Source organism: Pseudoflavonifractor phocaeensis, assembly GCF_021531375.1.
In the GTDB taxonomy this organism is placed as follows: Bacteria; Bacillota; Clostridia; order Oscillospirales; family Oscillospiraceae; genus Lawsonibacter; species Lawsonibacter phocaeensis_B.
This window is the reverse complement of the sequence record NZ_JADYTU010000002.1, coordinates 152,832-172,058: the sequence shown is the minus strand read 5'-3', so window position 1 is coordinate 172,058 and position 19,227 is coordinate 152,832. Positions and strand designations below refer to the sequence as shown.

Here is a 19,227-nt window from a genome sequence, read left to right as displayed (position 1 = left end):
ATCACCATGCCTTATGTGGCTGATGATGCGGTCGTGGAAGCGGCCGTCAAGGGCATGAAGGGCTGATCCCTCCTACCTGATACCATTGACGTAAACTCATAAAAAGGGGGCGTGTTTTTCACGCCCCCTTTTTTAAACTTAATTCCCATTCTATGGGAAAGTCAGCTTTCCCCACGCAGGCTTATCCATTATGCTGAGAGGCGGCCGACGGCCCCTCTCCTGGAAAGGATGAATTCAAATGAGCAAATTACTGCTGAAGAATATCGGCATGCTGGCCACTCCTCTGGGTTCCGGCGCCAAGCGGGGCGAGGAGCAGGGCAAGATTCAGATTCTGAAGGACGCTTGGGTCCTGGTTGAGGACGGCATCATCGCCCAGGTGGGCACTGGGGCCGCTCCCGCTGTCGAGGGCGCCGAAGTTGTGGACGCCGGCGGCAATCTGGTGACTCCCGGTCTGGTGGACGCTCACACCCACCTGATCTTCGGCGGCTGGCGTCAGAACGAGCTGGGTCTGAAGCTCCACGGCGCTACCTACCTGGAGATCCAGAACCAGGGCGGCGGCATCCAGTCCACCACCAACGCCACCCGTGAGGCCACTGAAGAGGAACTGACCCAGAAGGCCGCCAAGGCTCTGGATGAGATGATGAGCCTGGGTACCACCACCTGCGAGGCCAAGAGCGGCTATGGTCTGGCTACCGACCAGGAGCTGAAGCTCCTGCAGGTCATTAAGAATCTCAATGACCGCCATGTTATGGACATCGTCCCCACCTTCATGGGCGCTCACCTGGTTCCCGCCGAGTACAAGAATGACCGTGAGGCTTACATCCGCCTCGTCTGTGATGAGATGATCCCCGAGGTTGCCAAGCAGGGGATCGCCCAGTTCAACGACGTCTTCTGCGAGGCAGACACCTACACCGCCGAAGAGTCTCAGCGTATCCTGGAGGCCGGCAAGAAGTACGGTCTGATCCCCAAGATCCACGCTGATGAGATCGAGGCCATCGGCGGCTCCGTGCTGGCTGGCGAGATCGGCGCCATCTCCGCCGAGCATCTGATCGTCTGCCCGCCCGAGGGTATTGCCAGCATGGCCAAGGGCGGCACCATCGCCTGCCTGCTGCCCGCCACCAGCTTCAATCTGGGTTCCGTCTTCGCTCCCGCCCGGGATATGGTCAACGCCGGCGTGGCCGTGGCCATGGCCTCTGACTTCAATCCCGGCTCCTGCCCCTGCCTGAACCTCCAGTTCGTCATTAACCTGGGCTGCCTGAAGTACAAGCTGACCCCCGAGGAGGTCCTCACCGCCGTCACTCTGAACGCCGCTGCCGCCATTAAGCTGGCCGACAAGGTTGGCTCCGTGGAGCCCGGCAAGCAGGGCGACCTGGTGATCTGGGACGCTCCCGATCTGGACTATATCTGCTACCGTGTGGGCAGCAACCTGGTCAAGACTGTGATCAAGAAGGGCGCCGTGGTCTGATTCGCGGCGCTCCTGGAAAGGGGTGACACCGGGATGGACCGGACAGATTATCAGATCCTAAATATCCTTCAGGCAGATTCCCGTACCACTCTGCGGCAAATCGGAGACCAAGTGGGCCTCACCGCCCCCGCCGTCTCCGAGCGGATCCACCGCATGGAGGAGAAAGGGATCATCCGGGATTACCGCATTGATGTGGATCGGGAGCAGTTGGATTGCAGCATGACGGGCTTTATTCTTGTGGCTCCGGAGCCGGAGAAGTACAACAGCTTCTGCGAGTTCTGCCAGAAGAACCCCGCCATCATCAGCCACTACCATGTGATCGGCGTTTTTAACGCTCTGCTTCGTTTCGCGGTACGGGGCACCCGGGAGCTGGATGAGCTGTTGTCCGCCATCAAGCGCTTCGGTGACTCCCAGACCTCCGTGCAGCTGAAGACCTATTTTGAAACAAAAGAGATCCTCCTTCCTCGATGACCAAAAGACCTGCCGCAGGATGCCGAACGGCTCCTAGCGGCAGGTCTTTTTTTGTCTCTGGGCACCATATACAATCAAACGGCCCCGCAGGTTTGACCTGCGGGGCCGTAAAACGATTCAAATGGAGTTGTTTCGATTAGAACAGGCCGGTGATCTTGCCGTTATCGTCGATGTCGATGCGGTCGGCAGCGGGAACCTTGGGCAGACCAGGCATGGTCATGATGTTGCCGGTCTTGGCAACCAGGAAGCCAGCGCCGGCGTTGACCTTGACCTCGCGGACGGTGATCTTGAAGCCGCGGGGAGCACCCAGCTTGGTCTGATCGTCGGAGAAGGAGAACTGGGTCTTGGCCATGCAGATGGGCATCTTGTCGAAGCCCAGCTCGGTCAGCTGCTTGACCTGCTTCTTGGCATCAGCAGTCAGCACCACGCCGTCGGCACGGTAGACCTTGGTGGCGATGGCGTTCAGCTTGGCCTCAATGGTCTCCTCCAGGTCGTAGACGAACTTGAAGTGATCGTTGGTGGGATCCTCAGCCAGACGGACGACTTCCTCGGCCAGAGCCTTGCCGCCCTCGCCGCCCTTGGCCCAGACCTCGGACAGACGGACGTTAACGCCCAGCTCCTTGCACTTCTCCTCGACCATCTTCAGCTCGGCCTCGGTGTCGGTGGGGAAGGCGTTGATGGCGACCACGCAGGGCAGACCGTACACGTTGGTCACGTTGTCCACGTGCTGCAGCAGGTTGGGCAGGCCCTTCTCCAGAGCCTCCAGGTTCTCGTTGTTCAGGTCGGCCTTGGGCACGCCGCCGTGATACTTCAGAGCGCGGACGGTAGCCACGATGACAACGGCGTCGGGATGGAAACCGCCGGCACGGCACTTGATGTCCAGGAACTTCTCAGCGCCCAGGTCGGCAGCGAAGCCGGCCTCGGTGACGGTGTAGTCAGCCAGCTTCATGGCAGTCTCGGTAGCCTGGATGGAGTTACAGCCGTGAGCGATGTTGGCGAAGGGACCGCCGTGGATGAAAGCGGGAGTGTGCTCCAGAGTCTGCACCAGGTTGGGCTTGATGGCGTCCTTCAGGACGGCAGCCATAGCGCCCTCGGCGTGCAGGTCGTGAGCGGTGATAGGCTCACCAGCGCGGTTATAAGCAACAACCATCTTGGCCAGACGCTGCTTCATATCGGCCAGGCCGCTGGACAGGCACAGAACAGCCATGATCTCGGAAGCCACGACGATATCGAAGCCGTCCTCACGGGGCACGCCGGAGGCCTTGCCGCCCAGACCGCAGACGATGTGGCGCAGCTGACGGTCATTCATGTCCACAACGCGCTTCCAGGGGATGTTGCGCACGTCGATGTCCAGAGCATTGCCCTGCTGAATGTGGTTGTCGATCAGAGCAGCCATCAGGTTGTTGGCGATGCCGATGGCGTTAAAGTCACCGGTGAAGTGCAGGTTGATGTCCTCCATGGGGACGACCTGAGCGTAGCCGCCGCCGGCAGCGCCGCCCTTGACGCCGAACACGGGGCCCAGAGAAGGCTCACGCAGGCAGACAACGGTCTTCTTGCCGATCTTGTTCAGAGCGTCAGCCAGACCAACGGAAGTGGTGGTCTTACCCTCGCCGGCGGGGGTGGGGCTGATGGCAGTGACCAGAACCAGCTTAGACTTGCGGGGCAGATCCTTCAGGGAGTGGATGTCGACCTTGGCCTTGTACTTGCCGTAGTTCTCCAGAGCGTCCTCACTGATGCCCAGGTTCTTGGCAACCTCTACGATAGGCAGCATAGTAGACTGCTGGGCGATTTCGATGTCAGTCATGATTGTTGGCCTCCTTAAAAATATGTATGGTTTTTACGCGTTCCGCGTTTTGCGACTGTTATTATTGTACCGCATTTTTTCCGTTTGGTAAAGATTTTTTGTTGCTTTTTTCAGAAACAATTGACTTTGTGCACTGCTGTTTTTGATGGTTTTATTTTAGCGCAAAACGCTCGATTTCGTAAAGTTTTTCCTTTTTCCTTTTTCTCGCTCCAACTTTCCTTTGTTAAGCAAGATTCTCTTTTTTCAGAATAAAAAAAGGGGGTCTTTTTTTCTCTTCGTCCATCCCCCCTTCCGCGTCAAGGGTTCGGCCCATTTTTTGGTTATTTTCTACAGAAAACCCTATCCTTCTTTTTTGTATTTGCATTCTTCTGTTCTCTATGCTATGCTGTAACAAACGTTTCGAAAGGACGGCTCCCCCATGAAAACGGCTCCGGCCGTCCCCGCACGCGCCCCCAAAACAATGATTTGGAAAGGATGGATCTTCTATGGAATCGTCTCTCACCCCCGCTGAAATTGCCGCAAAATACGCCGCCGTCGGTGAAGGAAAAGCAAAACGCTCGACCCCGCTCCTCATCGTGCTGGGCATCCTGGCCGGCGCGCTGATCGCTCTGGGCAGCGCCGCCACCAACACCGCTGTCTACGGCATCCAGGACACCTGGACCGCCCGCACCATCTGCGGACTGCTGTTCCCCTTCGGACTGGGCATGGTAGTCATCATGGGCGCGGAGCTGTTTACCGGCAACTGCCTCATCACCGTCTCCCTGCTGGACAAGCGCTGCACCTTGGCTGAGATGCTCCGCAGCTGGGTCATCGTCTACCTGGCCAACTTCGTGGGCGCCCTGGCCGTGGCCGCCGGCTGCGCCTTCTTCGGACAGCTGAACTACTCCGGCGGCGCTCTGGCCGTCTACACCATGAAGGTAGCCGCCGGCAAATGTGCCATTCCCTTCGCCAACGGCGTGGTACTGGGCATCCTGTGCAACCTGCTGGTCTGCCTGGGCGTCCTCATGGCCATGTCCGCCAAGGACACCACCGGCAAGATCATCGGCGCTTTCCTGCCGGTGGCTTACTTCGTCCTGTGCGGCTTTGAGCACTGCGTGGCCAACATGTATTACATCTCCGCCGGCCTCATGGCCAAGGCGGTTCCCGCTTACGCCCAGCTGGCCGCCGAGGCGGGTGTGGACCTGTCCGCCCTCACCCTGTCCAATTTCCTGTTGGGCAATCTGGTCCCTGTCACTCTGGGCAATATTCTGGGCGGCGCGGCCCTGGGCTGGCTCATGTGGTTCTGCCACCTGAAAAAGCGTTAAATACAAGCAGCAGGATAAAAAAACTTCCCATCCGGCCGGATGGGAAGTTTTTTGCTTTTAGCCCGGAGGCCAGGTCATATCACGGCCGCTCAGAACATGAAAATGCAGATGGTGGACGGACTGCCCAGCCTGCTCGCCGATGTTGGACACCACGCGGTAGCTGTCCAGACCAAGTTCCTTGGTCACTTTGGAGATGACGGCGAAAATGTGGGCCACCACAGCGGCGTTGTCCTCATTGACCTCGGCTACGGAGCCGATGTGGGCCTTGGGGATCACCAGAAAATGGGTGGGCGCCTGAGGATCAATGTCGTAAAAGGCATAGCACACCTCGTCCTCATAAACCTTGTTGGACGGGATCTGCCCCCCTGCGATCTTGCAAAACAGACAATCGGACATGGAAAAACCTCCTTTGTTGCTTGGTAATTCCATTTTACCTCATTCTGCGGGGATTGCAACAAAAATCTGCGGGAATCCCGAAGGATTCCCGCAGATCATCTGGTAATCAGGTTTTCCGCTCCAGACCCAGCACGTCATAGTACTCGTCAGAGAACCGCAGAATACCGGGGTCAAAATCCGCCTGAAACGCCCGGACCGGACCGTAAGAATCGGCGGGAGTCAGGCCAAAAGCCTCTCCAATGGCAACCAGGGTGGACTCCTTCTGCGCCAGGAAGGACTCACAGCCCGGCCACCGGGCCTGGGCGTCCTCCTCCAGCAGCTGACGGAAACGTTCTTCCTCCAGCCACCAAATCTGGGCAATCGGGCCGACATCACAGCAATAAAGGACGAAGGACAGGAACTGGCGCATATCCTCCGCTACCGGCAGCACATAGGTCCCCGGCTCCCCCATGGCGGGGTCTACACAGAACACCCGCTCATCCCCGGGAAGTAGGACGAAATGGACGCCGTCACAGCCCAGCCGCCCCACATATTCCGCGCCCACAGGCGTGCAGAAATAGGGAGGCTGGTCCACGCCGGGCTCCAGCAACCCGATGGACTCAAAGTCGATCTCCAGCGCACAGAAGCGGCTCAGGTCCTCCCGGGTCATCTTACAGGCCCAGCTTCATGGACACCACGTTGTCCACCATGGCCAGAGCGTTGTCCAGCATCAGGATATCCTTGCCGCCGCCCATGGCGGAATCGGGCTTGCCGCCGCCGGAGCCGCCGGCAATGGCGGAGACCTGCTTGATGATGTCCCCGGCCTTAATGCCCTTGGCCACGGCCTCTTTGCCGCAGACGCACAGGAAGGTGATCTTCTCCCCGTTGACGGAGGCCAGGACGGCCACGATATTGGCGGCCTTATCCCGGAGCATATCGCCCATTTGGCGCAGACGGTTGGCATCGGCGTCGGGGATGTTGGCGGTAAGGACCCGCAGCTCGCCCACGCTGTGGGTGCTGAACAGCAGCCGCTCGGTCTCGCCGGCGGCCTCCCGGGCCTTGAACTTCTCCACCATCTGGTGCAGTTGCTTGATCTCGGCCATGGCGGCCTCGGCCTTTTCCCGCAGCTCGCCGGGCTTGGCCTTCAGAGAGGCGGCGGCCTGGAACAGCATCTCCTGATTCCGGTTCATGATCTCCAGAGAAGCCTTGCCGGTGGTGGCCTCAATGCGGCGGACGCCGGAGGCCACGGAGAACTCGCTGCTGATGTGGAACACGCCCACCTTGGCGGTGTTGTCCAGGTGAGTACCGCCACAGAACTCCACGGAGTAGCCCTGGCCCATGTCCACCACCCGGACGGTGTTGCCGTACTTTTCGCCGAAGAGGGCGATGGCCCCCTTCTTCTTGGCCTCCTCGATGGGCATCTCCTCGGTGACGATGTCATAGCCCTCCAGCACGGCCTCGTTGACCATGGCGCTGACACAGGCCAGCTCCTCGGAGGTCATGGCGGAGAAATGGGTGAAGTCGAAGCGCAGGCGGTCGGGCTCCACCAGAGAGCCAGCCTGATGGACGTGGTCGCCCAGTACGGAGCGCAGAGCCTTGTCCAGCAGGTGGGTGGCGGAGTGGGCACGCATGACGGCCTTCCGGCGGTCCAGGTCGATGGCGGCGGAGACCGTGTCGCCCAGTTTCAGAACGCCCTGGGTCACCTTGCCGTAGTGCATATACTTGCCGCCCTTGTTCTTCTGGACGTCGGTGACCTGGAAGGTGACGCCGCCGGCGGTGATGACACCGTGGTCGGCCACCTGGCCGCCCATCTCAGCGTAGAAGGGGGTCTTGTCCAGGACCACGATGGCCTCCACGCCGGGCATGACCTCCTCGGCCTGCTCGTTCTCCACCACCAGAGCCACCACCTTGGCGCCGGTGATGGAAGCGTTCTCATAACCCATGAACTGGGTCTCGGGCACGTCCTTGCCGAACTCCACGCCGGCCCAGCCCAGGTCGCCCAGGGCCTCGCGGGCCTTCCGGGCCCGCTGACGCTGCTCGTCCATCTGCTTGTGGAACTCGGCCTCGTCCAGCTTCATGCCCTGCTCCTCCACCATCTCCAGAGTCAGGTCGATGGGGAAGCCGTAGGTGTCGTACAGCTTGAAGGCGTCGGCGCCGGAGAAGGTCTTCTCCCCCTTCTCCTTATGGCCGGCCAGCATCTCGTTGAAAATCTTCAGGCCGCCGTCGATGGTCTTGGCAAAATTCTCCTCCTCGGTGCGGATGACCTTGGTGATATAGTCCTGGCGCTCCCGCAGCTCGGGGTAGTGGCCCTCGTTCTCATGCACGACGGTGTCGCAGACCTTGTACAGGAAGGGCTCGTTAACGCCCAGCAGCTTGCCGTGACGGGCGGCCCGGCGGAGCAGACGGCGCAGGACATAGCCCCGGCCCTCGTTGGAAGGCAGCACGCCGTCGCAGATCATGAAGGTGGCGGAGCGGATGTGGTCGGTGATGACCCGGAGGGACACGTCCTTGTCGTGGCTCTGGCCGTAAGAGGCGCCGGTGATCTCGGTGACCTTGGCGGTGATGTTCATCACGGTATCCACATCAAAGAGAGAGTCCACATTCTGGCAGACCGCGGCCAGACGCTCCAGACCCATGCCGGTGTCAATGTTTTTCTGCTTCAGCTCCGTGTAGTGATCTTCCCCGTCGTTGTCGAACTGGGAGAACACCACGTTCCAGACCTCCATGTAGCGGTCACAGTCGCAGCCCACGGTGCAGCCTGGCTTTCCACAGCCATACTTCTCGCCGCGGTCATAGTAGATCTCGGAGCAGGGGCCGCAGGGGCCGGAGCCGTGCTCCCAGAAGTTGTCCGCCTTGCCGAATTTGAAGATGCGGTCGGCAGGGATCCCAATCTCCTCATTCCAGATGCGGAAGGCCTCTTCGTCGGCGGGAGTGGTCTCGTTCCCGGCGAAGACGGAGGGATAGAGACGGTCGGGGTCCAGACCCACCCACTCGGGGGAAGTGAGGAATTCCCAGGCCCAGTGGATGGCGTCCCGCTTGAAGTAGTCGCCGAAGGAGAAGTTGCCCAGCATCTCGAAATAGGTGCCGTGGCGGGCGGTCTTGCCAATATTCTCAATGTCGCCGGTGCGGATGCACTTCTGGCAGGTGCAGACCCGGTGGCGGGGCGGCTCCTGCTCCCCGGTGAAGTAGGGCTTCATGGGGGCCATGCCGGAATTGATCAGCAGCAGGGACGCGTCATTCTGGGGGATCAGGGAAAAGCTGGGCAGGCGCAGGTGTCCCTTGGTCTCGAAGAAGGACAGGAACATCTCACGCAGTTCGTTTAAGCCAAAGGGCTTGGGATCGCTCATGGGTATTACCTCCGTTTTTTATCTTAAATTTTGGTTTCTCACTTTTGTTTTACCTGAAGGCCGATCACCTTCAGGTCGGCATCGAAGGAGATCTCATAGATCACATCCTTCGACTGGTGCTCGCAGTAGACGGCGGTGGCGGCATAGGGCTCGGTGAATTTCTTGCTGTCGCCCCCCACCACCAGGGTACGGGTAGTCTTCACATAGCCGCCAGCCTCAGACACCGTGTCCATCATGGCCTTGACGGTGTCGGCGGTGACGGAATACTCCTCCTTCACCTCAGGGCGGAAAGAATCGGCCACCTCCTGGTAGTTTCCGTCCACCAGCAGGGCTACGATCTCCCGGGCGGCCTCGCCCACCGCCTCCTCCTCCATGCCCTCGGGCAGGGGACGGGCGCCTCTGCACCCGGTCAGCGTCAGAAGGGCCAGCAGAAGCACGGCCATCAGAACAGATATTTTTCGCTTCATTCCACATCCTCCAGCATCAGTTCACATTCGGCATACAGCACCGCGCGGCCCGCCAGAACCACCCGGTCTCCCTCCAGGCGGCAGTACAGGGTGCCGCCCCGGGGCGAGGCCTGCCGGGCCGTAAACTCGGTTTTTCCCGTTTTGGCGGCCCAGTAGGGGATGATGTGACAGTGGCCGGAGCCGCACACCGGATCCTCCGGAATCCCGCATTTGGGCCCGAAGGTCCGGGACACGCAGTCATACCGGCTGCCTCTGGCCGTCACCTGGCACAGCGCCCCCCGCAGCTTTTTCATCGCCTCCAGGTCGGGCTTCAGGTCCGTCACGTCCTCCTCGCGCTCCAGCACGCAGACCAGGTCCCTGGCCCGCCAGGCCTCCACAGGGCGTACGCCCAAGGCCGCCTCCATGTCGTCGGTGACTTCCACTTGCTTCAGGGAATAGGCCGGAAAATCCATCTCCAGCAGGTCCTCCCGCCGCCTTACGGTCAGCGTCCCGCTTTTGGTCTGAAAAGCCACCTGCTCCGTCTCAGGCCGGACCCGGTTCAAGATCACATAGGCGGCGGCCAGGGTGGCGTGTCCGCACAGGTCTACCTCCTCCCCGGGGGCGAACCACCGCAGGCGGTAGCCCTCTCCCTCCGGGACGGCAAAGGCCGTTTCCGGGAGGGCGTTCTCTCCGGCGATCTTAAGCATCAGCTCCTCGCCGGGCCACCGGTCCATGACGCACACCGCCGCCGCGTTGCCTTCAAACATACGGTCGGCAAAGGCGTCCACGATATACTGCTTCATGATCTCTCCTTTCCTTCGGAACAAAAAACCGCCCCTGACAAAAGCCAGGGGCGGAAAGTTCCACGGTACCACCCTGATTATCCCGATAAAAGGCGTCTCAGTCATCCAATAACGGGGATGGGCCGTCCCGCTCGTCGCGGGCCGTTCCGGAGTGGCGCGCGCTGCCGTGTGGCCGAGGGCTCCCACCGTCCCCTCTCGCTCGTGACCGCGTACCGCGCTTGGTTCCGTCAACACATTTATCGGGAGTATTTTATCACATTTTCCCTTCTTGTCAAGGTATCCCGTCCACTTTTCTTCCAAATGCGGGCGGGCAATCCCGGCAAGAGACTCACAGGCGTATATCGGTCAGCGGGTAAAAAGCCCGGCGCGGCAAAGCACCGAGCTTTCTGTCTATTCTCCTAGAATTTGATTCGCCAGAGCATCCATAGCCTTTTCCATAAACTCGTTCAGGCTATACCCAGCAGCCGTCGCCGCCGCTCTGTATCTTTCCTTTTTCCCCTTCTTGACAAACGGGGAAAGCCTGTCGTAATTTGCGGCGTTATATTTGTTTTTCGCTCTTGTCGCCGCCGTACCGGTTTTCTTTTCCATGGGATCGCCTCCTTTTGCTATATTATAACAGCGTTCTTATAACTGTGACCGGACACACATCGCGCAGCCTCACGCAAGTACTTTTACTCAATATTTCGCCCTTCATATACACTCACACCAAGATGCAATGATGATCAGAACGGAAGTCATTGAGCCGGTCAGGTGAAAGAAAAAACGCCGCAGGCAAAAGCCCACGGCGAGGCCCGACAGATTGGAACAGATTCTCGCTGACATTCTGGCGGGCACGGTGTCCGGCCTCATAGTTCTGGCAATGCAAGAATTGCTGAACTGGTAAAGGCCGGGGGTGCGGGGCTACCACCCCGCACCCCAAATATAAAACAAATCTCACGTTTTTGTCAATAGGAGGGCATGATTGCGCATCTTTTTTATCTCGAATTCCACACCGGCGTCAATTACATGGGAAAGGAAAATCTGTGCTAACTATCATGCTAACTATAGAATATTTTCTTCTCAATATCAGGGCATGATTGCACATCCTTTCAATCTCTTTCCCCCAGCACAAAAAATGCTAAAACACAAAAAGAAAGTGCCGAAACCGCTTGTTCAAGCGATTTCGGCACTTTCTGGCGCAGAAGGGGGGATTCGAACCCCCGCACGGTTTTACCCGCCTACTCCCTTAGCAGGGGAGCCCCTTATAGCCACTTGGGTACTTCTGCATGGCTGTAAGTTCCGGATCAATCTTCAGTTGTCCGAGATTAAAGTGGCGGAGAGAGTGGGATTCGAACCCACGGCTCTTGCGAGTCACCGGTTTTCAAGACCGGCTCCTTAAACCACTCGGACATCTCTCCTCATCTTTACTCAATCAGAGGCGAATGTTATCTTAGCATGTTTTCCTCTGTTTGTCAATAGCCAGCTTACCCGGTCCCGGCTCAAAAATAAATCATCACCTTCCCAAATTTTCTCTGAAACCGCCGTATAGTTTCGCCCGGTCCCTGCCAAACTACCTGCGTATCCAAATTATGAGGAGGTACGATCCATGAATCCCAATCAGCAAAACAATCAGAAGCGCCAGAACAATCAGGCCCAGGACAGCGTTCAGAATTCTCAGAATCAGAATGCTCAGAACGCCCAGAACCGTCTGAACCAGAAGAAGAACAGCCGGGACCCTTCCGCCCGCTGAGCCCTTCTCCCCCTCCGCGAATCCCCGCGTCTACTCAACACGCCGCCGGGCTGTTAAGCAGCCCGGCGGCCAAAGGTTTCGGCGGGATAGCTCGTCTGAAAGGGAACCGTCAGGGTACCCTTTCTTTTTTATCTCTTAATACCAACTCCAAAACAGTCAGAAATCTGCCCAGGCTGGTGAAAAATGGTTTCGCCCGTCCGGGCGCTCTTTATTTTTTGCACCTTTCTCCGCACCTTAAAGACTTCTTAACAATTTCTCCCTTGCAACTTAATCTGTCTGTGATATGCTAATCTTAAAGATATGATCAAGAAAAAGGGAGAACGGCCATGACCCACACCATTCTGATTTGTGACGACGACCGGGACATCGTCTCGGCTCTGGATATTTATTTGACCAGCGAGGGCTACCAGACCGTCAAGGCCTACAACGGACGGGAAGCCCTGCGGGCGGTGGAGCAGAACGACATCCACCTGATCCTGATGGACATCATGATGCCCGAGCTGGACGGCATCCGCACCACCGCCAAGCTGCGGGAGGACAACAACATACCCATTATCCTGCTCACCGCCAAAAGCGAGGACGCGGACAAGATCCTGGGGCTGAACATCGGGGCGGACGACTATATCACCAAGCCCTTCAACCCCCTGGAGGTCATCGCCCGGGTCAAGTCCCAGCTGCGGCGGTACACCAGCCTGGGCGGTGCGGAGAAGGGTCCCGGTCTGCTCAGCGTGGGTCCCATCGCCATGGACGACGGAGCCAAGCAGGTGACCGTGGACGGCGCGCCAGTCTCCCTCACCCCCATCGAGTACAACATTTTGAAGCTGCTTTTGTCTCACCCGGGGCAGGTGTTCTCCTCGGCCCAGATCTATGAGCAGGTATGGAACGACCCGGCCTACGGCTCGGAGAACACGGTGGCCGTACACATCCGCCACCTGCGGGAGAAGATCGAAATCAATCCCGCCGAGCCCCGGTATCTGAAGGTGGTCTGGGGGCTGGGCTATAAGATGGAAAAGGAGTGACGTGCCTTGAAGCGGATACAGGACGGCATTCCGGGCAAGCTCATTGCCTGGATGCTGCTGTTTTGCGCCGTATTTATGGGCGCCAGCTGCGGACTCAAGGCACTCCAGGCCGCCCCCTATCTGGGCGGAGAGAGCTACCAGGATACCGGCCAATTTCGCAACCTGCTGCGGGAGTACCAGAACCAGATCGCAGAGGCTTTCGCGCTGGACCATGAACTGGAGCAAGCGGACCTGACTTATGTGGAACGGCAGCAGATCATGGAGCGCATGCAGCAACTGGAACAGAGCCTTGATCCCTCCGCCACCAATTTCCGCTTTGTGGTCCGCAGCGCCGGGGGCGAAGTGGTGACCTCCAATTTGGAGGAGGGGACCATTCTCGCCGACCAGGTCCAAGAAATCAACTACGCCTTTTTCATCCTGGGAGAGTTCTTCACCTCCGACGCAGGCGAGGCATACGCCGCAGAGTCCTCCATCCCTCCCGGTCTGTCGGAGAACACAACCTCACCGGGCAAGACGTCCCAGGAAAAGACCGTTTATACCGTGGAGTGCGGCGTTCCGTCCATGGACCAGCTCGGCACAGTGCAAGACGACTTCGCTCAAATCTCCTACCGATATTACCAGGCAAATTACTGCTTCTCTCAATGGCTGATCATTGCCGGTGTCTGTCTTGCCGCTGCCGCTGCCGCCCTGTTTTTCATCCTTTGGGCCGCCGGACACAAGGCCGGTGTAGAGCAGATCGTCCCTACCTGGCAGGAAGCTATCTTCTTTGACCTGTATCTTATGGTTATGGTAATCGCCGGAACGGCGCTCTTTGCCCTGGGATGGTACCTTTTGGAGTGTTTTTACAGCTACGTGGTGGGTCGTCCCCAGCTGGAGCCGGAGTACGGCTGGCTGTCCGCAGCAGTGGCGGCGGTCTGCGTTTTGTTTGCCGCTGTCATCGCCCTGACTCTGCGGACTCTGGCGGTCCGTCTGAAAGCCCACACCCTGGCCCGGACCACCCTGATCTGCCGCATCTGCGGCTGGCTGTGGCGGAGCGGTCTGGAACTTGTCCGCTCCCTCCCCCTCCTGTGGCGGATCATCGCCGCCTTTGGCGCATACTTTTTTGCAAACGTGATACTGTTTACCCGGTCAATGTACGATGGGTGGGCCGGTCTGCTGTGGTGGCTGCTGAACGGTGCGGTCCTACTTCTGCTGTGCTGGTGGTCCCTGGGCTTCCGCAAGCTGCGCAGGGGCAGCCAGGCCATCGCCGCCGGCAATCTGAGCCACCAGATCGACACCCACCGCATGCCCCATGACCTGCGTTGTCACGCCGAAGACCTGAACAATATTTCCCAGGGCATGGCCGAAGCCGTGGACGAGCAGATGAAGAGCGAGCGGTTCAAGGCCGAGCTCATTACCAACGTGTCCCACGATCTGAAGACTCCCCTCACCTCCATCATCAATTATGTTGACCTTCTCAAGACCACCGACCAGACCGACCCCAAGGCGCTGGAGTACATTGAGGTGCTGGACCGGAAGTCCCAGCGGCTGAAAAAGCTGACGGAAGATCTGGTGGAGGCCAGCAAGGCCTCCACTGGGGTGCTCAGCGTCAACCGGGAGAAGATTGGCATGGCCCAGCTCATTGACCAGGCTCTGGGAGAGTGGACGGAGAAGCTGGAGGACCGGAAGCTCACCGTGGTCACCGCCCTGCCCGAGGGGGAGACCTGGGTCTATGCCGACGGCAGGCACCTGTGGCGGGTCATTGACAACCTGCTGTCCAACTGCTCCAAGTACGCTATGGAGGGCACCCGGGTCTATCTGGATCTGAGCCGGGGCCACGGCCAGGTAACGCTGTCGGTCAAGAACATCTCCCGGGAGCCTCTGAACGTCCCGCCGGAGCAGCTGATGGAGCGTTTCGTCCGGGGAGAGGAATCCCGGACCACCGAGGGGTCCGGTCTGGGGCTGTCCATTGCCCGCAGCCTCACCGAGCTCCAGGGCGGCACCTTCGATCTGACGGTGGACGGGGATCTGTTCAAGGCCATCGTCTCCCTGCCCCAGGCCAACTGAATTACGCAAAAAATCGGAGCCCCGGATCAATTTCCGGGGCTCCGATTTTATTTACGGTCTGTGACTATGTCACCTGGTTCAGAGGACGGACTTGACCTGCTCCACGGCCCGCTTGGTGGCCTCGGCATCGCCGAAGGCGGTCAGCCGGACATAGCCCTCGCCGCTGGGGCCAAAGCCTGCGCCGGGGGTGGTGGCCACGTTGGCCCGGTCCAGCACCAGGTCGAAGAAGTCCCAGGAGCCCATGCCGTTGGGGGTCTTGACCCAGATGTAGGGGGCGTTGACGCCGCCGAAGCACTGGAAGCCGGCGGAGGACAGGCCCTCCCGGATCACCTTGGCGTTGTTCTGGTAATAGGCGATGGACTCCATGATCTGGGCGTGGCCCTCGGGGGTATAGACGGCGGCGGCGCCCCGCTGGACCACATAGGGCACGCCGTTGAACTTGGTGCACTGGCGGCGGTTCCACATCTTGTTCAGGCTGGCTCCGTCCCGCTCCAGCTCCATGGGGACCACGGTGTAGGCGCAGCGGTTGCCGGTGAAGCCGGCGGTCTTGGAGAAGGAGCGGAACTCGATGGCGCAGGTCCGGGCCCCCTCGATCTCAAAGATGCTGTGGGGCACATCCTCCTCGGTGATGAATGCCTCATAGGCCGAGTCGTACAGGATGACCGAGCCGTTGGCGTTGGCATAGTCCACCCAGACCTTCAGTTGCTCCCGGGTGGCCATGGCGCCGGTGGGGTTGTTGGGGAAGCACAGGTAGATGATATCCGCCTTCTCCTTGGGGGGCTCGGGAGAGAAGCCGTTGGACTCCACGCAGGGCATGTAGATCAGCTTGTTCCAGCGGCCCAGCTCCTCCTGGAAGTCGCCAGCCCGGCCCGCCATGGCGTTGGTGTCCACATAGACGGGATACACCGGGTCACACACCGCCACCACGTTGTCCACGCCGAAGATATCGCCGATATTGCCGCAGTCGCTCTTGGCGCCGTCGGAGACAAAGATCTCATCGGGCTTGATATCCATACCCCGGGCGGCGTAGTCGTGCTGGGCGATGGCCTCCCGCAGGAAGGGATAGCCCTGCTCCGGGCCGTAGCCGTGGAAGCCCTCGTAGGTCCCCATCTCATCCACGGCCTTGTGCATGGCCTCCACCACAGCGGGCACCAGGGGGCGGGTCACGTCGCCGATGGACAGCTTGGTGATCTGGGCCTCGGGGTGGGCGGCGGAATAGGCGGAGATCCGCCGGGCCACCTCGGAAAACAGATAGCTGCCGGGCAGCTTCAGATAGTTTTGATTGACTCTTACCATGGTTCACAGCTCCTTTGTGCGATTGATCTTACCGCAAATCTGATGGTTGATATTATCCCCGATTCCAGAATCGTTGTCAATGTAAAAATTCCTCGGCCCCGCGCCTGCCCGGTTCATTCCCCGATCTCCCCTTCAAAAACAGTGCGGGCCGGACCGGTCAGGAAGATCCGCCGTTCCCGCTCTTCCAGCGTCAAAACGCCCCCCGCCAGACGGACTGAGGCCGCGGGTCCGCACAGCCCCAGCTTCCGGGCGGCGGCAAAGACAGCGCAGGCTCCGGTGCCACAGGCCAGGGTGACGCCGCTTCCCCGCTCCCAGACCCGGACGGTCAGGCAGTCCTGGCCAGACAGGGCCGCAAACTCCACATTGGACCGCTCCCGCAGGGCTGGGTGGTGTTCCAGCGCCGGCCCCAGCCGCTCCAGCTCCACCCGGTCCGGAGCGTCGCAAAAGATGACGGCGTGGGGATTGCCCACGGAAACCTGGAATACGGAGAAGCTCTCTCCCGCCAGCTTTACCTCCACCCTTGGGAAGATATCCGCCTGCCCCATATCCACCGTCACCCGCTCCGTCCTCCCTCCGGCCACTGACAGCTCCAGCCCTCTGGGACCGGCATCGGTATCAATGGTCAGGCAGGTCTTTCGGGTCAGTCCCCGGTCATAGACATACTTTGCCAAGCAGCGGATCCCGTTTCCGCACATGGCGCCCCGGGACCCGTCGGCATTGTACATCTCCATGGAAAAGTCCCCGCTCCGTCCCGGCTTGATACAGATCAGGCCGTCCGCGCCCACCCCGAAATGCCGGTCGGACAGCCGCACCGCCAGCCCTGGCAGGTCGGGCGGCTCCCAGTTTCTGCAGTCGAGATAGATATAATCGTTGCCCAGTCCCTCCATTTTGGTAAACCGCATAGCTTCGCCTCCCTGTTGCCAGTAAAGAGGGCGGCGGCCATTCGGCCGCCGCCCTCTTTGATGACCATCCGTGATGTCAGAAGATATGCGCTTTGGACGCCGGTTATTCCTCCTGTGACAGCTCCAGCTCGGAAATGACCAGCCGGGCGGTCTGAGACATACGGGTCTGGGAATCCATGCTCCGCCGCTGGAGCAGCCGGTGGGCCTCCTCCTCTGAAAGCCCCTTGCGCTCGATGATCAGCGCCTTGGCCCGGTCCACCAATTCCTGGTCCGCCCCGCTGCGGCGGGGTCGGAGATAGCGCTCCATCCGCCGTCCGAACTGGAGCAGCATCCTGACGGTGTTCAAGGCCTCCTCCTTTCGGATGGGGGTGGGCAGTTTGAACACATCCTGGTTTCCGCAGGCATCCAGCATGTGCTGGGGACCCACCAGGAGCAGGGAGCAGACCGGGGGCAGGTCCTCGCAGAGCCATTCAGCCGGACCATCCGTCAAGTGAGGGGAGCAGATTGCGCAGTATGCCGTCTGTTTGCTCAGCAGCCGACGTACCTGGTCGCCGGAACGGCAGGTCAGGCACCTGGCGGTGCCGGTACTCTCCAGCAGATCGCTGAACCGCCGGCAAAGGGCCGGGTTCTCAAAGGCTACAATGACGGTATCCACGTTTTCTCACTCCTTTCGGCGGGGCCGGGACAGCGCGGCTGGCTCAGTAGGTGACCAGATACTTCTCCAGCTCCCAGCTGGAGACGCGGGTCTGGTACTCAGTCCACTCCTTCATTTTGCCGGCGATGTAGTGGCTGGCCACATGCTCGCCCAGCACGCCCATGATCAGGGGGTCCTGCTTCATCTCTTCCAGAGCCTCCTTGATGTCTCTGGGCAGGGCGTCGATGTTATTGGCGCGGCGGGTGGCCTCGTCCATGGAGTAGATGTTGTCCCGGATCTCAGGGGGCGGAGTCAGGCCCCGGGCGATGCCGTCCAGACCGGCGGCCAGACAGGCGGCCACCGCCAGATAGGGGTTGCAGGAGGGGTCGGGGCTGCGCAGCTCCACGCGGGTGGACTGGCCCCGGGCGGCGGGGATCCGGATCAGCGCCGAACGGTTGGAGGCCGACCAGGCCCGGTAGCAGGGCGCCTCATAGCCGGGCACCAGCCGCTTGTAGGAGTTGACCAGAGGGTTGGTCAGCGCGGTAAAGCCCTTCACATGCTCCAGCAGACCGGCGATAAAGGCGTAGGCCGTCTTGGACAGCTGGCGCTCGCCGCACTCGTCGAAAAACACATTCTTCCCGTCCTTGAACAGGGACATATTGATGTGCATACCGGAGCCGGCCACGCCGTAAATCGGCTTGGGCATGAAGGTGGCGTGGAGGCCGTTGCGCTGGGCCAGGGTCTTGACCGCCAGCTTGAAGGTCATGATCTTGTCCGCGCCGTCCATGGCGTCGGCGTACTTGAAGTCGATCTCGTGCTGGCCCACCGCGCACTCGTGGTGGCTGGCCTCGATCTCAAAGCCCATGGACTCCAGATTCATGCAGATCTCCCGGCGGGTGGACTCGCCGTGGTCCAGGGGGCCCAGGTCAAAGTAGCCCGCTTCGTCCCGGGTGACGGTGGTGGCGTGGCCCTGGCTGTCCGTCTCAAACAGGAAAAACTCCAGCTCGGGACCGATGTTGAATACATCAAAGCCCATATCCTTGGCCTGCCGGAGCACCCGGCGCAGCACCCCCCGAGGGTCGCCCACAAAGGGAGTCCCGTCGGGATTGTACACATCACAGATCAGACGGGCCACCTTGCCGTGGGAGGGACGCCAGGGGAAAATGGCAAAGCTGTCCAGATCGGGATAGAGGCACTGGTCCGACTCGTTGATACGGGTATAGCCCTCAATGGAGGAGCCGTCGAACATGATCTGATTGTTCACCGCCTTCTCGATCTGAGAGGCCATGATGGCCACGTTCTTCAGCTGGCCGAAAATATCCACAAACTGCATCCGGATAAATTCGATCTCTTCCTCTTTGACAATGCGAATAATATCTTCCTTGGTATAACCCATGACTGCCGCTCCTTCTCAATTTCTTCCTTGATCTTTCCGGGCGCCGGTTCCCGCCCATGATTCCCAATCAATATATGGTCAGTATTACACTTTCCGCCCGGCCGTGTCAAGAATTTTTGAATCGTTTCCGTTGTTCGGGGCAATTTTCGTCCTGACAGACCAATTTTCCCGGAAAAATTCCTCAATTTTT

General features: G+C 59.8%; 17 protein-coding genes and 2 tRNA genes. 6 read left to right on the top strand and 13 right to left on the bottom strand.

The annotated features are described in order from the left end of the window. Positions 1-238: 238 nt before the first annotated feature. Together hutI and I6E39_RS02215 are read left to right on the top strand one after the other, a co-directional pair. A complete protein-coding gene (hutI, locus tag I6E39_RS02220; RefSeq protein WP_235379662.1) occupies positions 239-1,465 on the top strand; it encodes an imidazolonepropionase in 1,227 nt (408 codons plus the stop codon). A 33-nt stretch (positions 1,466-1,498) separates the two neighbouring features. Then, complete coding sequence (locus tag I6E39_RS02215) at positions 1,499-1,936, top strand: Lrp/AsnC family transcriptional regulator (protein WP_235379661.1); 438 nt, start codon at positions 1,499-1,501, stop codon at positions 1,934-1,936. Between the two features lie 136 nt (positions 1,937-2,072). Here I6E39_RS02215 and I6E39_RS02210 read toward each other — a convergent pair whose 3' ends face one another. Continuing rightward, complete coding sequence (locus I6E39_RS02210; protein WP_235379660.1) at positions 2,073-3,740, bottom strand: formate--tetrahydrofolate ligase; 1,668 nt, start codon at positions 3,738-3,740, stop codon at positions 2,073-2,075. A 485-nt stretch (positions 3,741-4,225) separates the two neighbouring features. On the opposite strand from I6E39_RS02210, the gene I6E39_RS02205 reads away from it, so the two are divergent. Continuing rightward, a complete protein-coding gene (locus I6E39_RS02205; RefSeq protein WP_235379659.1) occupies positions 4,226-5,044 on the top strand; it encodes a formate/nitrite transporter family protein in 819 nt (272 codons plus the stop codon). A gap of 57 nt (positions 5,045-5,101) precedes the next feature. Here I6E39_RS02205 and I6E39_RS02200 read toward each other — a convergent pair whose 3' ends face one another. The 8 genes from I6E39_RS02200 to I6E39_RS02165 form a co-directional block, all read right to left on the bottom strand. After that, positions 5,102-5,440 carry a histidine triad nucleotide-binding protein gene (locus I6E39_RS02200; protein WP_235379658.1) on the bottom strand — a complete coding sequence of 113 codons (339 nt, stop codon included), beginning with the start codon at positions 5,438-5,440 and terminating at the stop codon, positions 5,102-5,104. Between the two features lie 106 nt (positions 5,441-5,546). After that, the gene (locus tag I6E39_RS02195) at positions 5,547-6,089 is read right to left on the bottom strand and encodes a hypothetical protein (protein ID WP_235379657.1); all 543 of its coding nucleotides are present in this window, start codon (positions 6,087-6,089) and stop codon (positions 5,547-5,549) included. Between the two features lies 1 nt (position 6,090). After that, positions 6,091-8,766 carry an alanine--tRNA ligase gene (gene alaS, locus I6E39_RS02190; protein WP_235379656.1) on the bottom strand — a complete coding sequence of 892 codons (2,676 nt, stop codon included), beginning with the start codon at positions 8,764-8,766 and terminating at the stop codon, positions 6,091-6,093. 38 nt (positions 8,767-8,804) lie between these two features. Beyond that, positions 8,805-9,233, bottom strand: coding sequence for a DUF3887 domain-containing protein (locus I6E39_RS02185; RefSeq protein WP_235379655.1), 429 nt, complete (start codon positions 9,231-9,233; stop codon positions 8,805-8,807). After that, positions 9,230-10,015, bottom strand: a complete 786-nt coding sequence (locus I6E39_RS02180) for a PhzF family phenazine biosynthesis protein (protein WP_235379654.1) — start codon at positions 10,013-10,015, stop codon at positions 9,230-9,232. Before I6E39_RS02180 ends, I6E39_RS02185 begins: the two co-directional genes overlap by 4 nt. A gap of 390 nt (positions 10,016-10,405) precedes the next feature. Continuing rightward, a complete protein-coding gene (locus I6E39_RS02175) occupies positions 10,406-10,603 on the bottom strand; it encodes an antitoxin (RefSeq protein ID WP_235379653.1) in 198 nt (65 codons plus the stop codon). A gap of 585 nt (positions 10,604-11,188) precedes the next feature. Further along, positions 11,189-11,280: transfer RNA gene (locus tag I6E39_RS02170), tRNA-Ser, on the bottom strand. 45 nt (positions 11,281-11,325) lie between these two features. Next, positions 11,326-11,412, bottom strand: a tRNA-Ser gene (locus I6E39_RS02165). A gap of 188 nt (positions 11,413-11,600) precedes the next feature. On the opposite strand from I6E39_RS02165, the gene I6E39_RS02160 reads away from it, so the two are divergent. The 3 genes from I6E39_RS02160 (at position 11,601) to I6E39_RS02150 (ending at position 14,809) form a co-directional block, all read left to right on the top strand. Further along, positions 11,601-11,744: a hypothetical protein gene (locus I6E39_RS02160; protein ID WP_235379652.1), complete on the top strand. Its 144-nt coding sequence runs from the start codon at positions 11,601-11,603 to the stop codon at positions 11,742-11,744. Between the two features lie 326 nt (positions 11,745-12,070). Beyond that, positions 12,071-12,763 carry a response regulator transcription factor gene (locus I6E39_RS02155; RefSeq protein ID WP_235379651.1) on the top strand — a complete coding sequence of 231 codons (693 nt, stop codon included), beginning with the start codon at positions 12,071-12,073 and terminating at the stop codon, positions 12,761-12,763. Between the two features lie 6 nt (positions 12,764-12,769). After that, the gene (locus tag I6E39_RS02150) at positions 12,770-14,809 is read left to right on the top strand and encodes a sensor histidine kinase (protein ID WP_235379650.1); all 2,040 of its coding nucleotides are present in this window, start codon (positions 12,770-12,772) and stop codon (positions 14,807-14,809) included. 78 nt (positions 14,810-14,887) lie between these two features. Here the strand turns inward: I6E39_RS02150 and I6E39_RS02145 are convergent, their stop codons facing one another. The 4 genes from I6E39_RS02145 to I6E39_RS02130 form a co-directional block, all read right to left on the bottom strand. Beyond that, positions 14,888-16,105 (bottom strand): LL-diaminopimelate aminotransferase, encoded by a 1,218-nt coding sequence (locus tag I6E39_RS02145; protein WP_235379649.1) that lies wholly within the window; start codon positions 16,103-16,105, stop codon positions 14,888-14,890. Between the two features lie 113 nt (positions 16,106-16,218). Next, positions 16,219-17,007: a diaminopimelate epimerase gene (dapF, locus tag I6E39_RS02140; RefSeq protein ID WP_235379648.1), complete on the bottom strand. Its 789-nt coding sequence runs from the start codon at positions 17,005-17,007 to the stop codon at positions 16,219-16,221. Between the two features lie 103 nt (positions 17,008-17,110). Further along, on the bottom strand, positions 17,111-17,662 hold the full coding sequence (locus I6E39_RS11115; RefSeq protein ID WP_235379647.1) for an ANTAR domain-containing response regulator: 552 nt from the start codon (positions 17,660-17,662) through the stop codon (positions 17,111-17,113). Between the two features lie 43 nt (positions 17,663-17,705). Next, positions 17,706-19,037, bottom strand: coding sequence for a glutamine synthetase family protein (locus I6E39_RS02130; protein WP_235379646.1), 1,332 nt, complete (start codon positions 19,035-19,037; stop codon positions 17,706-17,708). Positions 19,038-19,227: the final 190 nt, after the last annotated feature.